The organism is Corynebacterium sp. HMSC28B08 (assembly GCF_001806865.1).
Classification (GTDB): domain Bacteria; phylum Actinomycetota; class Actinomycetes; order Mycobacteriales; family Mycobacteriaceae; genus Corynebacterium; species Corynebacterium auriscanis.
On record NZ_KV786131.1, the window covers coordinates 1 to 13,862 of the forward strand.

Below are 13,862 nucleotides of genomic sequence, written 5' to 3' on the forward strand. Positions count from 1 at the left end.
GGGGGCGGGGGGGGCAGTGCCGGAGTTCCAGTTTGGGGGCGGTTCGGAGCGCGCAGGGGGCGCGCTGGTTTGGTAGTCCGCTGGCAACCCCAGCGCAGGGCGGTTCGGAGCGCGCGGGGGGGGGCGCACCCGAATGCTCCGGTGTCGGTTTTCCCAATCGCCCCGGTGTCGGTACCCTCACCTTGAACCCGGTGACGGAATTCTTGCGCTGAACAACGAATGTGCAGCAGAAGTCCAACAAAAACGCGTCATTTTGTCGGAGTTCTGCTGCACATCATGCGAACTAGTGCGTGGGTGGCGGGTGTTCTGTCCCACGTGGTCCGTTATCGGCGGGGACCCCGCGCGGGGGTGGGTGAGTAAGCCGTAGCGTTAGGCCCTGAGTGCCTTCATCCACGTCAACTTGGTGCCATTGTGCAAGATAGCGCGCCTGTAGATCCGCGCTACCAGCATCAGAATCGCGATGGTAGCCAAGAGCGCGATGGCAAAGGAAGCCAGCACCTGCCACAGCGGCATGTTTCCGCCGGCCATTTGCAGGGGAGCGACCGTCAGGCTGAATGGAGGAATCCACGCCAAAACCTGCATGACGGTGGAATCCAACTTGGCGAACCCGAACATTGGGGCGTAAACCATGCCCAGCATGAGGATCATGATGGGCCCCTGCGTGGATTGCAGATCCTCTGTGCGGCTGACCATGGCTCCCGCTGCGGAATAGAGACTGCCGAACAGGAGCATGCCAAGGATGAAAGCTAACAGCATCAGGGGGATTATGGCGATATCGAAGTCAGTTCCGTCTAAGACGCCCGATACCTTTACTCCGACGAACCCGATGACCAAGAGTGCCGCGGTCGCCAGCAGTCCAAACAAGGTGTTGCCGACAAGTTTGCCGGCCAGGAAGTCCAAGGGGCGAACGGACGCCAGGATGATCTCCACAACGCGGGAGGATTTCTCCTCGGTCACGCGACCACCTAGGGTGGCGGCGAAGGTGATGATGAAGAAGCTCATGACGGAAACACCGCCAAGGACCGTCAGGACTGCGGGAAGGTTGACCTCGGACGAGTCGTCGCCCACCGAAACCTGCTTGACGGTGCTATCGGGCATTGCGGTGGCGAATTGTTGTGGGGTCACACCTAGTTTTTCCAGGGCTTGGTTCTGGCCGAGAACCATGATGGTGCCGCTGGCTTGGGCAAACAGCTCGGGCTTGCTTTCATCTTTGGTGATGAATTCGTAGCCGCTATCGGATTTGATCAATGCAGCATCCAGATCCCCATCCTTGACCTTTTGCTCGGCTTCTTCTCGAGAAGCGAGGGTGGAGGTTTCTATCGGCGCGGACGTTGCAGGATCACCTCCTGTCGGGGCGGTGGCTTGTTCCTGTTGCGGGCGGTCATCACCCGTCGCTGTGCTTCCGGCTGCGTTAGAGCCAGGGTTGCGCTGGCTCGCGGTCAGCGTGGCGTCAAAGGCCTTTTGTTCCACACCTACAAGGCCGAGTGTTGGTAACTGCTCTTCTTTGTCACCGAAGATCGACAAGAGCGTGAGGCCACCGATGATCAGAACCGTGAAAATCGACACCGTGATCAGGATGGCTTTGTTGCGCAAGGCCAAGCTGAATTCACGCTTTGCGACGGTTGTAATGACCGTCCCGGAATTGTAACTGTTCTGGGAACTCCCCTGCGTCTGGGGGTTACTGGCGGAAGTATCGCGGTCGTGCGCGCTATTCGTGTTTGGGTTGCTAACGGGGTGGCTCATGCTTCGATGACCTCCTGGAATAGGTCGGTAAGGTGAGGGACGCGACGAGTAAAGGAATGGACGGGGCCCGCAGCCAAGGCGGCACGCAGGACCTCTTGGTCCTGGTCGGTAGAGGATGCTTCAAGTACCACGCCATGGTCATTTTCCTCGACCAACCGGGTGTTGGCGGGGTACCAGTTGCGGGCGGGGGTGTGGATTTCGTAGTGCAGGGGGCCACGGGAGCGGAGTTCATCGACCGTGCCCTCAGCTTTCATTTGCCCCTTCGTCACGATGCCCACGCGGTCGCACAGACGCTGGACAAGGTCCAATTGGTGGGAGCTGAAGACAACGGGTACGCCTGCTTTGGCACGGTCCACCAGCATGTCGCTCATGACGTTGACGGCGACTGGGTCCAGACCGGAGAACGGCTCGTCGAGGATGAGCAGATCCGGTGTGTGGATGAGGGATGCCGCCAGCTGGACACGCTGCTGGTTACCCAGAGAAAGGGTTTCCAGTTTATCGCTTGCTCGGTCGGCAAGACCCAAACGCTCCAGCAGCTGAATCGCGCTGTGCTGGGCCGAGGAAGCATCCATGCCATGAAGTCGACCAAGGAACTTTAGTTGGTCGGCAATCTTTTCTTTTGCGTACAGCCCACGTTCTTCCGGCATATAACCGATCCGACGGCGCAGGCTATCGTTCATCGGGGAGCTACCGATGCGGACTTCACCCGAGTCGGCCTCGAGAACTCCGAGGGCAATGCGCATGGTAGTTGATTTTCCAGCACCGTTGGAGCCAACGAAACCGTAGATTTCGCCGGGGTGGACGCTGAAACTCATGTTGTGGAGCGCTTGAACATCGCCAAATCTTTTAGAGAGGCGATCGATGTGGAGGGCTTCCATGTCTGGGCCTTTCGGGGGGTTGGGGAGGAAGAGATGTTGTTTAAGTGCGTAGTTAATGTCGTTGTCGATTCCTGCTTACAGGAATCTTTCAGTTGTCGCTGGGTATCCCCACACCATCGTCTACTTCGTCTGTTGCTGGTCGGGGGCCGAAATGCATGGCGTATCCCATAGCGGGGAGAGCGATGATGGCGAGGAAGAATGCGAGGAAAACGCAACTGGTGTTGTAGAAGAAATCGGCAGGGGTTAAACCGAGTACCGTTGGGTTTGTCACCCCGTCATGCTGTTGTCCGCCCAGGTGGGTACTCGCGAAAACGAGAATCCAGCAGATTGCGGTGCACACAAGCGTGAGTAGGTTCCAGCTCAGCCTTGTCCATCGGCTGATGACCTTGGCTTCGTACTCGTCGAGGACTTCCTCTGGAGCGCCATCGCGTGAATCGATGGTGATGCGCAGCATGATCCAAGCCGTCAGCAAGACCACGGTCACGGGCAAGGTGAGTAGCAAAGCGCGATTCCACACCACCTGGGCCGCAAGAATGCACAGATAGCTGAAGAGGCATCCGAAATAGATTGAAATGAGTAGCTTTTGCCGCGGCCAATTACGCCAGTTCGTTAAGTAGGAAGATGCTCGTTCTTGCCGTTGATACCAACGGGCAACACGCTTTTCTTCCCACCGTTCGATCCAGCGCGAGAAGGCTTGAAAACTGATCATTGAGCATCCCTCCGGTGGATCTCGGTGGATAGTAGTTGGAACTCAGTCCTGCTGAAGACCATCTCCACGGGAAGATCGAATACCTCGCAGATGCGAAAGGCCAGATCCAAACTGGGGGAGTGGTCGCCACGTTCTAGTGCACCCACGGTCTGCGGATTGACCTCAATGAGTTCCGCGAGTTGGGCGCGCGACATGTCCCGTTCGATACGCAGCACTTTCACCCGATTGTGGATTGGGGTAGCTGGCTTCTTCTTTGGGGACATGCTTTAAAGTGTTGCATAAACCCAACAACTTAGCAACTGAATACAACACTTTTGGTTAACCGAACACAGCATTTTTGTTGCGGCCCCCGGAAAGTTGAGGCAATGGGGGAGTGAGCAACGCGAAGATCGGCGCAGCGGGGGATGTGGCGCGGAGTGAGAGGTTGGTCAATGCCGAGCCCCGCGAACAGAGCAACGGGCGCCGCAGTCGATGGTGGCGAACGAATGGGTTTAACAGGTACAACAGAACATATGACACAAATCAACAAGATGATTGAACTCAACGACGGAAACCGCATTCCACAATTGGGATTGGGAGTGTGGCAGCTCAACGATCAAGACACTTACACGTCTTGCCGCACCGCCATTACGGCTGGCTACCGCCATATTGATACGGCCATGATCTACGGCAATGAGGATGCTGTGGGTCGCGCAGTGGCCGATGCAATCGAGGCGGGCGATGTTACACGTGAGGACCTGTTCATCACCACCAAATTGTGGAATTCAGACCAGGAGCGCGCATCGCAGGCCATCGATGAATCATTGCGAAAGCTCGGTCTGGATTACGTGGATCTGTACTTGATGCATTGGCCTTGCCCTGACCACGGAAAGTACGTGGGTGCCTACGAGCAGCTGGTGGAGATTCAGAAGTCCGGGAAGGCCAAGAGCGTTGGTGTTTGCAACTTCTATCAAGAAGCGCTCGACGAGATCATCGAGGCCACTGGCCACACCCCGGCCGTCAACCAAATTGAGATCCACCCAGGCTTCAGCCAAACCGTTCAGCGTTCCGATAACGCCCGTCGCGGGATTGTGACGGAAAGCTGGTCACCGTTGGGGCAGGGGCAGAACCTCAAGGAGCCCGCGATCGCCAACATCGCGGCACGCCACAACGTCAGCACTGCGCAGGTTATTATCGCGTGGCACCTGAAGCGTGGCGACGTGGTTATCCCCCGGTCTTCGAATCCGCAGCGCGTAGAGGAAAACTTTAACGTGTGGGACATCAATCTTTCCGAAGCGGAGGTCGAAGCCATCAACGTCATGGACCGCCCGGATGGCCGTATCGGCCCAGACCCCAAGGAGTTCAATGCAGGTACGCCCGCGGAGAAGCCCGAAAGCTAGGTAGGGATCCCGCTGCCGTTACCCCCGTTGCAGGCCTCTGCGCGGGGGCTTGTTTGGCTGAAGCTCTCCCGCCTGTCGCATCATCCCACTAACGTGTGGGGTTATGAACGAACCTTACCCAGTGGAAACTGTTCTCGTGGAGCAGCGTGGCGTCGTCACAATAATTACCCTGAACCGCCCTGAGGCCCGAAATGCCCTGCGAGAACAAGAATGTGTGGCGGTGGCACAGGCAATCCGTGCCGCGAGCCAGACCGGTGGGGATGGGGAAACAGCGGGGGCTAGCCGGGCCATTCTTCTGCGAGGTGAGGGATCGGTGTTCTGTGCGGGGGCCGACCTGAAGGGGGCGGTGTACGGCGGTAGTTTTGGTGCGGCGATAACGCAGATGTTGCAGGCGATCGTGGACTGTTCGCTGCCAGTGATTGCCGATATTCAAGGCCCGGCGGTGGGGGCGGGGTGTCAGTTGGCTTTGGCTTGTGACTTGCGGATTTTTGGGGACGACGCCCAAATCTGGATCCCTGCCGCCGACCATGGGCTGGCGCTGGATTCGTGGACGCACTTGCGGGCGAAGGAGCTACTTGGGGGAGCAGTAGCGAGGAATGTCTTCCTGGGTTCGGGTGTCGTGGGCCCAGAGCAGGCGCTCATGCTGGGGTTTGCGATTAAGCGTACGGATGGGGAGGGGGCGCTGCAGTTTGCGCAGGAAGTCGCGACTAAAGCTCCGCTGACGTTAGCTTATAGCAAGGCCGTGTTGAATCACCCGGCCCCGGAGGGGGATGCGGGGCTCAAGGAGATGTTCGATCGTGTGTGGGCGAGCGATGATGTGCAGGAGGCGCGCCGGGCGCGTGCGGAGAAACGGGCGCCGCGGTTCCGGGGGTGGTAGGGGCGCTGTGGAAAGCTAGGGGAAAATGCCTTTGAGTTGGTGTTTTACCCTTCAATCCAGAAGTGCCCCAGAGAGGAATCGATTTCATCACAGCCTTCGTCGGACCCATCGGATCCGACGCGAAAGACGTCCGCGAGCAACTCACCGGAGGCAGGAACAAGAGCCAATACCCCGGCTGGCCACAGCTCGGCAAAAACTCCTGTGGCGGGAACCTTACCCTCGTGGACGCGGTCGCAGCACTCCGCCAAGAGGTCGCCCGTGTTGAGAAAAAGCTCGATGACCTCACCAACGAGAAGGAAGTTTAGCAATGGCAACCGTATTCAATGATGCGGTTGAAAACGCACTCGCATAACAGTCGTGGTTCCTCCGACGCAAGGACACGATCACTGCTGTTGCAGGAACGATGCTGCAGGTCGCTATTGCTGTGGTTATTTGTCGTCCTTTTCGATCTCGTGTGTGTCGGTTATTTGTCAGCCTTTTCGGTCTCATGTGTGTCGTTGTTCGAAAATGTGGCCCGCAGGTTGTGAGAATTGGCGTTGGGCTGCACTCCCTGTGGGGATTGATGTATCTAGCGTCATGGGTTGCTGGATATTCTCCGCGCGGTCATGTCACGGCTGTGTTGTATATCGCTTTCGTGGCCATGGTTCTGTGGGGTTATGGAAACACTCGAGAGGTGCGGCTGAATGTTCCTAGAGAGGAGCACGAATGAATTGGGATCTCATTTGGGTTCCCCTCGGCGGTGTGATCGTCGGAATCCTAGGATTCCTCGACCAATGGGTGGCTAAGCGGTCTGATGAGAAGGTCAAGGCCATTGAGTATCACGGGCCTGAGTGGCAAGTGATGGTCAAGGAGGTCAAGGATTGGGCAAATGATCGATTGGCTGAGCGTGATGCTCGCATCAATGGGTTTGAGGGTGAGATGGAAAAGCTTGCTGATGAACTCGAGAAGCTCAAAGGCAAGTATTGGAAGGCTATTAACCACATTCGTGAGCTGCGTTCTGTGGCCATGGAACCTGTTCCTGCTTTGCCTATTGCGATTCAAAGGGATGTTTGACTAGTCGATGATCGTGAGAGCGCTGTTGTGTACGGAAACAGTCCCAACCGAACCAGCCTGTTAGCTAATTCCAGCACACGAGCTACACGGAGCAGATGCCACGATTCTAGCTATTGTGATCGCGCATGATGCTCAGTTTCTCTACACAGATGACGGAAAACTCTTGAATGTGGAGGATAAGCTCCCTAGCTTAAATGTGCAGTTGCCGCCAGACCCAGAACATCTTGGATTTGAATGTGTCCCCGATATCAGCACCAGCGATCGGTAACTTCTTTCCAATTTGGAAACAGTCGTCTGAAGTTAATTAGTAACCAGACCGGCTATCTGGGGCACCATTTGAAATTCTTCGAGTGATGCTCCTGATTCTAGACGTAGGTTTCCGATGACGTAGAAGTAAGAAGTGCCTAGATCCGTGGGTCGACGCACTCCAGCGTGCGCACCCAGTGGTTGACCTACTCGATTTCTCGCGCTGCGGATGCCCCGAACGTATGTCAGGGTCAAAAAGTGAGAATTGATCCTCACTACCACCATGTCGTTCAAGATCAGGAGCAAGACAAAACATGTCAAAACTGAGAAGCCGAGGGCTAGTATCAGCAATTGTGGCCATCTGCATGGGCTTCACGCCCCTCGCTGCAGCTAACGCAGGGCAAATACCTACCGCACAGAGTTCACGTGTCGCCCAAACCACCCCAACTGCCGTTAATCAAGCGGAATCGACGACTCCACAAACTCAAACATATGGCGCTAAAGGCTTCTTGATTAAGCAAGCGCTGCGGGTCGTCAGTTCTCTACTGCGGAACGGAAAGGTTAGGGAAGTTGTCGAAGAGGCTCGGAAGAGAGGCTTCATCAATGGGGACATGGCTCGAGCTATTGAGTCAAGGCCAAATGAAGTCGCTGATGCAATCGATAACACCCTCCGTGAGGCTGGTAACTTTGAAGAAGGAATCAAGGAAAAGCTGCGCGTGAACCTTGAACCTCTAGTGGGTAAGCAATTAGCCCTCGGCATTGCCGAAGGTTTGATGTTCGTATTCTTGTAGGGAGGCGCTAACCATGAGCGACCACTCAGCAGACGTTATCGCATTGGAGCGAAGGATTGAGTACCTTTCGGTTCAAGTAGAGCGATTGATTGATTTGCAGAATCCTTTTCCGGGGCCAATGACTGTATTTCGCAAGGCGGCTTTGCTCACGGCATTAACCTTCGAGCAAGAAGTTCTGGCTCGAAAGCTTTTAGGGGCTGTGCAAGTCGTCCGAAACGGCGAAAAGGTTGACATCGGGCAAGGATTACTTCCCTTCCCTGCTGAAACGGTCTCAATGTTTAATGAGTATGCAATCGAGGGAACCATTGATTCCGTTCAAACTAAGAATTTGCTGAAAACGTTTGTTCCCGGTGGCGATGCTGCGGCGCAGAATTTGATCGAGGCTTGGGAAACTGCTCAGGCTGCAATTCGTCGGAGTGACCACGAAGCAGGTTAAGTAGGCGCTAGGTTTCACTGCCATCCAGGCGAAGTCAGCGTTTCGTTCAATGAGGGGCAACTCTTTCCATATTGGAAACAGTTGCCTCTCATTTTTGTGTTCTGAACCAGACAACGCACTGGTGAACCGCGCCATTCCTACGCAGCTGCGTAGAGTCCCCATGCCCGGGATGCTGCAGTTTTACGGCTGGCATCGTCGATCGTGGTGTAGATCATCGTGGTGTCGAGCTTCGCGTGTCCGAGGAGTTCCTGGTCGCTGCGGATGTCTTTAGAGCGCTGGTAGGTCACAGTTGCGAAGCGGTGACGGAGCATGTGGTCGGTGATGTCTTCGGGCAAGTGTCGGGACAGCAGCTTGCTGACGTGGGGGAGTGGAGAGGTGCTCTTCGATTTGGCCGGGGAATGCCCAGCCGTTGGCTTTGCGGATTTTGGCACAGAGCCAACCGGGTAGTGGGACCAGGCGGATGTGGCTGCCTTTGACTACGTGGCTCACTCCGGACGAGTGGAAACGGCGGTCTGGTGAGGGGTCTGATTGGCTTGCGCTTTTTGGGGTAGGGCTCGCTGGTTAGGTATTTAGTCTTTTTTGTGACGACATTTTGACGACAATAGGCACTAAAACAGGCTAAAACACACTGAAATCCAACACCCGCAGAAAACACGAAAAACCCCGCCCTGACTGGCAAAACACCAGTTGAGGCGGGGTGATCAATTCGTGCCCCAGAGAGGAATCGAACCTCCGACACCGGCTTTAGGAGAGCCGTGCTCTATCCACTGAGCTACTAGGGCAGCGCTGCCACACATGGCAACGCCAATTACTTTACAAGGTCAACGCATGACGATCTAAAAGAGTCTAGGCAATGCTGGTGAGCTGGTTGCTGGCCTCGCATTTACGAGCGCTAAGAAGCTGTTGAGCGTTAGCGTCAAGAAAGAAAAGTTTCCAAAACCTCAAAACCCGCCGCCCCAAAGTGGTGCGACGGGAAAGGTTAAGGAGAGGAAAGGAAGGCCTTCGATTTAGTGATCGACTGGCGCTTCCACACCAACGCCGGTGAGGGAGCGGACCTCCATCTCGGCCTGCAGGGCATCCTTATTGTCTGGCTTACCGATGTAAGTACCAATGATACCGGCCAGGAAGCCCAGTGGGATGGAAACTAGCGCTGGGTTGGTCAACGGGAAGATGGAGAAGTCCACGTTCGGCAGCATTGCGGTCTTTGAACCGGACACCGCTGGGGACAACGCGATCAGGATCAGTGCGGACAGTAGACCCACCCACAGGGAGGCCACAGCACCGGTGGTGTTGAACTTCTTCCAGTACAGAGAGAACAAGATGGTTGGCACGTTGGCGGATGCGGCGATGCAGAAAGCCAAGGAGACCAGGAAGGCCACGTTCTGTCCCATCGCGGCAATGCCCAGCACAATGGCAGCCACACCGATTGCGACCACGGTAATGCGGGAAACGCGGACCTGCTCTGCCTCCGTTGCTTCACCGTTGCGCAAAACGGAGTTATAGAAATCGTGTGCCACAGATGCCGAAGCGGTAATTGCCAGACCAGCCACCACGGCCAGCACGGTGGCAAAGGCAACCGCGGAAATCAATGCCATGAAGATCGGCCCAGCCAGTTCTAGTGCCAGCAATGGGGCAGCGGAATTCGCGCCACCGGGTGCTGCCTTGATTCGCTCAGGTCCAACCAGCGCTGCAGCGCCGAATCCGAGGATTAGGGTCAGTAGGTAGAAGCCACCAATGAGGACAATGGCCCAGGTCACGGACTTACGTGCTTCTTTAGCTGTGGGTACGGTATAGAAACGCATTAGTACGTGTGGCAATCCAGCAACGCCTAGGGCGAGCGAGAGGCCCAAAGCGATGAAATCTAGTTTGGTTGTGTCCGTAACGCCATACTTCATTCCCGGTTCGAGGATCGCAGTGTTGCCCCCGTGCATGCTGACGGCACGGTCCAGCAAGGCGGAGAAGTCGCCCTTGACAATCACCAGAATGATGATGGTCATGATCACAACACCACCACACAGCAAAACTGCCTTGATCATCTGCACGATCGTGGTGCCCTTCATGCCACCGATCAACACGTATGCAATCATGACCACGCCCACGACGGCAACAACGAGGGCCTGGCCCGATTTGCTGTGGATATCCAGCAGTACAGCCACCAAGGAACCCGCGCCAGCCATCTGTGCGATCAGGTAGAACAGGGAAACGAACAGTGTAGAAAATGCTGCGGCCACGCGCACGGGCTTTTGCTTCAAGCGGAAGCTCAGCACGTCGGCCATGGTGAATTTTCCGGTGTTACGCAATGGCTCTGCCACCAGCAATAGGGCAATAAGCCATGCGACGAAGAATCCGATGGAGTACAGGAACCCGTCGTAGCCCGTAAGCGCAATCGCGCCCACAATGCCCAGGAAGGACGCTGCGGACAGGTAGTCGCCCGCGATGGCCAGACCGTTTTGCGTACCGGAGAAGCTGGCGCCACCGGTGTAGAAATCAGACGCGTTCTTCTGTGGTGCACGCGCGGCCTTCGTGACGATGGCCATCGTGATAACGATGAATGCCACGAACACTGAAATATTAAGAATGGGATTGCCCGCGCCGGATTCAGCGGCGAAAAGGTGAGTTGTCATTTCAGGATTACTCCTAGCTGTCAGTCGTGGCGGTTAGCGGGTAGTTTCTTGGCTCGACGCCACGTCGTCCGTGTCATTTGTTCGTTCCAGGGCTTCTCGAATTGCGCGGGAGCGGGGCTCGAGGTGCTTATCCGCGTACTTCACGTAAGCCCACGTGATCGCGAATGTGGTGACGAACTGTGCGACACCCATGAGGATGGCGATGTTGATGTTGCCTAAGATTCGGATGGACATGAAGCTGGGCGCGTACATCGCGAGGAGGACATAAACAACGAACCAGGCGATGCCTGCGATAGCGAGTGGGAAAGTGAAACCACGTTGTTTAGTACGTAGTTCCTGGAATTCAGCGCTTTGTTGCGTGGCGATGAACTCATCTGGGGAAGGTGTGTGCCGTTTGATGAACGGTACGGACGCTGCGGAGTGGCTCAACGGTCTCCCAACCTTTCTTAATGAAGTGCTGACCTCATAAATAGTGAAACCGATCACAGTGTTCTGCGATTGCGCAGTAAGTTACAGTGCAGGCTGGGGGAAGGCGAAAAATCTCTGGAATCCATTAATTGTTTTGGGGGTAAATGGAGAAGGGTTGCGGCTGCGTGCGGTTCCTGACCTGCCGTTATGCATGCAGTGCAAGGATGCTTAAGGGGGTGATGACTGTCGGGTATCAGCCGTGGGGAGCTATGCGCTGGCGAACGTCGCGGGGCAATGCATGTATGGGTACATATCTAACAATTTGGTTCGGCAGGAGGGGTTTTCACCGTGAGTGGGGAGTATTGCTTTAGAGGTGTGACCATTCGGTGCGGTGGGATGCTCGCTCGTAACGTCATGAGGTCGGGGATGCTCGCTGATGCGCTGCTGTTGGATGAGATTGATGATGGTGTGGTCATTCGGTGCGGTGGGATGCTCGTCCGTAAAGCTATGGGGCGGGGGTGCTACGGGGGGAGGGAATAACTTCACTCGGGAATCGTTGACCAAAGTAGAGGACATATCACCTATATTGGTGACGTAGCCTAAAAAGGAAACGGCGAGCCACACCTTGCGCCTGTTCCCTCGCCCGCCCCAAGAGTTGAAGGGGCCGGGGTGGCGTCGAGAAAAAAGACGCCCGTGGGAAGAGTAAGAGATGTGGGCGCAGAAGAAAGGAAACACAATGCAATTCGGAATCTTTACCATCGGCGACGTAACCCAGGATCCTGTTAGCGGCAAGACCCCTACGGAAAACGAACGCATTAAGAACACCGTGCGAATGGCGCAAAAAGCCGAGGAAGTGGGCCTAGACGTATTCGCAACGGGGCAGCACCACAACCCGCCCTTCGTTGCTCCCGCCAACCCGCCCATACTTATGGCGCACCTAGCTGCAATGACAGAGAAGATTCAGTTCTCGACCGCCACCACGCTGATTACCACTACCGATCCAGTCCGGCTGGCGGAAGATTATGCTTACGCACAGCACCTGACCGATGGTCGTATGGATCTGATGCTAGGGCGCGGTAACACTGGCCCGGTTTACCCATGGTTTGGCCAGGACATTCGCAAAGGCATTCCACTGTCCATCGAGAACTACCACCTGCTGCGCCGCCTGTGGCGCGAAGAAAACCTGAGCTGGCAAGGTGAGTTCCGTACTCCATTGCGAAACTTCACGTCGACTCCGCGTCCACTGGACGATACACCGCCGTTTGTGTGGCACGGTTCGATTCGTTCTCCAGAAATCGCAGAACAGGCCGCGTTTTATGGCGACGGATTCTTCCACAACCACATCTTCTGGAATATCGAACACACCCAGCAGATGGTGGGGCTTTACCGACAGCGTTTCGAGCACTACGGTCATGGCGCTGCAGAGGAAGCCATTGTTGGTTTGGGTGGTCAGGTGTTCATCGACGAGACGGAAAAGAAGGCCAAGGATTTCTTCCGCCCTTACTTCGACAACGCGCCCGTGTACGGCCACGGTCCGTCTCTGGAGGAATTCGAGTCCATTACCCCGCTTACGGTTGGCACCGTGGATCAAGTTGTGGAACGCTACGCAAGTTACGCCGATAAGGTCGGTGCGTACCAGCGCCAACTGTTCCTCATCGACCACGCGGGACTGCCTATCGACGTGGTGCTTGACCAGATCGAGATCCTCGGAACCGAAGTTGTCCCAGCCCTCCGCAAGGAAATGGAATCTGCTCGTCCAGCCGGAGTGCCAAGCGACCCACCAACCCACGCCAGCCTGGTCGCCGACGGTGCAGACAGTCCTATCCACCAGGTTTCCCCAGCTAAGCAGGGTGAGGAAAAGTAACGAGGAAAGATAGGGAAGGGTACCGCAGCAGCGTTACCCACTGTCTTCAAAAAGAGGTAGTGATCGACAATGAAGAAATTGATTGTGGTGGAAGCTGGGCTTTCGAGCCCGTCGAGCACCAATATGGTGGCCGAGGCAATCTCGGGCGCGGTTGAATCGCACGTGTCCCGTCGGGGCGAGGGCCTTGAGGTCGAGTTCGTCCACGCCAAAGATTACAGCCATGAACTGGCAACGATGATGACCACCGGGGTGCTAACGCCGAAGCTCGCAGAGATCCAGCAACGCATTTCGGATGCTGATGCGCTCATCGCGGCTACTCCAGTTTTCTCCGCTAGTTACAGTGGCCTGTTCAAGATGTTCTTCGACGCGATGGGCACAGATGCACTGAACGGCATGCCCATGATTATTGCGGCCACCGCGGGAACACCGCGGCACTCGTTGGCACTGGACTTCGCGATGCGACCGTTGTTTACGTACTTGCGGGCAAAAGTCATGACCACTGGTGTATTTGCAGCGACCGATGACTTGGGCGGCTTGAAGCAGGAACCTGGTGCGGACAACGACGGCAGCACGCTTGAATCCCGCATTAACCGCGCGGCCAGCGAACTATCCCGTGAGATCGTGAACTCTGCTTCAGCAGTGGAAGGATTCTTGCCGGATGACAACACTCCGCGCCGTGATAGCGGGGCGAAGGTGACGTCAACGGTGACGGATTTCGCCTCGCTACTACGCGGACACGACGGCAGTTAATGGCCGCCCTAGCCATCGCTGGTGTTGGCTGAGCAGAATGAGATGACCGTGGTCGAGTGTGGTTCGTGCCTGTCGTTCTGCTTTTCGCGCGTGGGGAGGGCGTG

Annotated in this window: 15 protein-coding genes and 1 tRNA gene; 8 read left to right on the forward strand and 8 right to left on the reverse strand. The window is 56.1% G+C overall.

The annotated features are described in order from the left end of the window. Positions 1-369 precede the first annotated feature (369 nt). From HMPREF3098_RS00040 to HMPREF3098_RS00055, 4 genes are all read right to left on the reverse strand, one after another. Positions 370-1,743 carry an ABC transporter permease gene (locus tag HMPREF3098_RS00040; protein WP_083283839.1) on the reverse strand — a complete coding sequence of 458 codons (1,374 nt, stop codon included), beginning with the start codon at positions 1,741-1,743 and terminating at the stop codon, positions 370-372. Beyond that, positions 1,740-2,621 (reverse strand): ABC transporter ATP-binding protein, encoded by an 882-nt coding sequence (locus tag HMPREF3098_RS00045; protein ID WP_070433521.1) that lies wholly within the window; start codon positions 2,619-2,621, stop codon positions 1,740-1,742. Before HMPREF3098_RS00045 ends, HMPREF3098_RS00040 begins: the two co-directional genes overlap by 4 nt. An 88-nt stretch (positions 2,622-2,709) precedes the next feature. Further along, a complete protein-coding gene (locus HMPREF3098_RS00050; RefSeq protein WP_070433522.1) occupies positions 2,710-3,330 on the reverse strand; it encodes a hypothetical protein in 621 nt (206 codons plus the stop codon). Next, positions 3,327-3,593 (reverse strand): helix-turn-helix transcriptional regulator, encoded by a 267-nt coding sequence (locus tag HMPREF3098_RS00055; RefSeq protein WP_070433523.1) that lies wholly within the window; start codon positions 3,591-3,593, stop codon positions 3,327-3,329. Before HMPREF3098_RS00055 ends, HMPREF3098_RS00050 begins: the two co-directional genes overlap by 4 nt. A 249-nt stretch (positions 3,594-3,842) precedes the next feature. On the opposite strand from HMPREF3098_RS00055, the gene HMPREF3098_RS00060 reads away from it, so the two are divergent. From HMPREF3098_RS00060 to HMPREF3098_RS00085, 6 genes are all read left to right on the forward strand, one after another. Further along, positions 3,843-4,709: an aldo/keto reductase gene (locus tag HMPREF3098_RS00060; protein ID WP_070433524.1), complete on the forward strand. Its 867-nt coding sequence runs from the start codon at positions 3,843-3,845 to the stop codon at positions 4,707-4,709. Between the two features lie 103 nt (positions 4,710-4,812). Next, entirely contained in the window at positions 4,813-5,586 is a 774-nt protein-coding gene (locus tag HMPREF3098_RS00065; protein WP_070433525.1) for an enoyl-CoA hydratase, read from the forward strand. Positions 5,587-5,648: 62 nt separating this feature from the next. Then, entirely contained in the window at positions 5,649-5,891 is a 243-nt protein-coding gene (locus HMPREF3098_RS11130) for a beta/alpha barrel domain-containing protein (protein WP_141739597.1), read from the forward strand. Positions 5,892-6,291: 400 nt separating this feature from the next. Further along, positions 6,292-6,639, forward strand: coding sequence for a hypothetical protein (locus tag HMPREF3098_RS00075; RefSeq protein ID WP_070433527.1), 348 nt, complete (start codon positions 6,292-6,294; stop codon positions 6,637-6,639). 560 nt (positions 6,640-7,199) lie between these two features. Further along, entirely contained in the window at positions 7,200-7,676 is a 477-nt protein-coding gene (locus tag HMPREF3098_RS00080) for a hypothetical protein (RefSeq protein ID WP_141739598.1), read from the forward strand. Between the two features lie 13 nt (positions 7,677-7,689). Next, positions 7,690-8,112 (forward strand): hypothetical protein, encoded by a 423-nt coding sequence (locus tag HMPREF3098_RS00085; RefSeq protein ID WP_070433529.1) that lies wholly within the window; start codon positions 7,690-7,692, stop codon positions 8,110-8,112. A gap of 137 nt (positions 8,113-8,249) precedes the next feature. Here HMPREF3098_RS00085 and HMPREF3098_RS11950 read toward each other — a convergent pair whose 3' ends face one another. From HMPREF3098_RS11950 to HMPREF3098_RS00105, 4 genes are all read right to left on the reverse strand, one after another. Continuing rightward, positions 8,250-8,543 (reverse strand): tyrosine-type recombinase/integrase, encoded by a 294-nt coding sequence (locus HMPREF3098_RS11950; protein WP_070433530.1) that lies wholly within the window; start codon positions 8,541-8,543, stop codon positions 8,250-8,252. 278 nt (positions 8,544-8,821) lie between these two features. Next, positions 8,822-8,894 (reverse strand) — tRNA-Arg (locus HMPREF3098_RS00095). A 225-nt stretch (positions 8,895-9,119) separates the two neighbouring features. Continuing rightward, positions 9,120-10,736, reverse strand: coding sequence for a solute symporter family protein (locus tag HMPREF3098_RS00100; RefSeq protein WP_070433531.1), 1,617 nt, complete (start codon positions 10,734-10,736; stop codon positions 9,120-9,122). 33 nt (positions 10,737-10,769) lie between these two features. Next, a complete protein-coding gene (locus HMPREF3098_RS00105; RefSeq protein WP_070433532.1) occupies positions 10,770-11,165 on the reverse strand; it encodes a DUF485 domain-containing protein in 396 nt (131 codons plus the stop codon). Between the two features lie 715 nt (positions 11,166-11,880). On the opposite strand from HMPREF3098_RS00105, the gene HMPREF3098_RS00110 reads away from it, so the two are divergent. Together HMPREF3098_RS00110 and HMPREF3098_RS00115 are read left to right on the forward strand one after the other, a co-directional pair. Then, on the forward strand, positions 11,881-13,008 hold the full coding sequence (locus tag HMPREF3098_RS00110; protein ID WP_070433533.1) for a CE1758 family FMN-dependent luciferase-like monooxygenase: 1,128 nt from the start codon (positions 11,881-11,883) through the stop codon (positions 13,006-13,008). Between the two features lie 69 nt (positions 13,009-13,077). Further along, entirely contained in the window at positions 13,078-13,758 is a 681-nt protein-coding gene (locus tag HMPREF3098_RS00115) for an FMN reductase (RefSeq protein ID WP_035113233.1), read from the forward strand. Positions 13,759-13,862 lie beyond the last annotated feature (104 nt).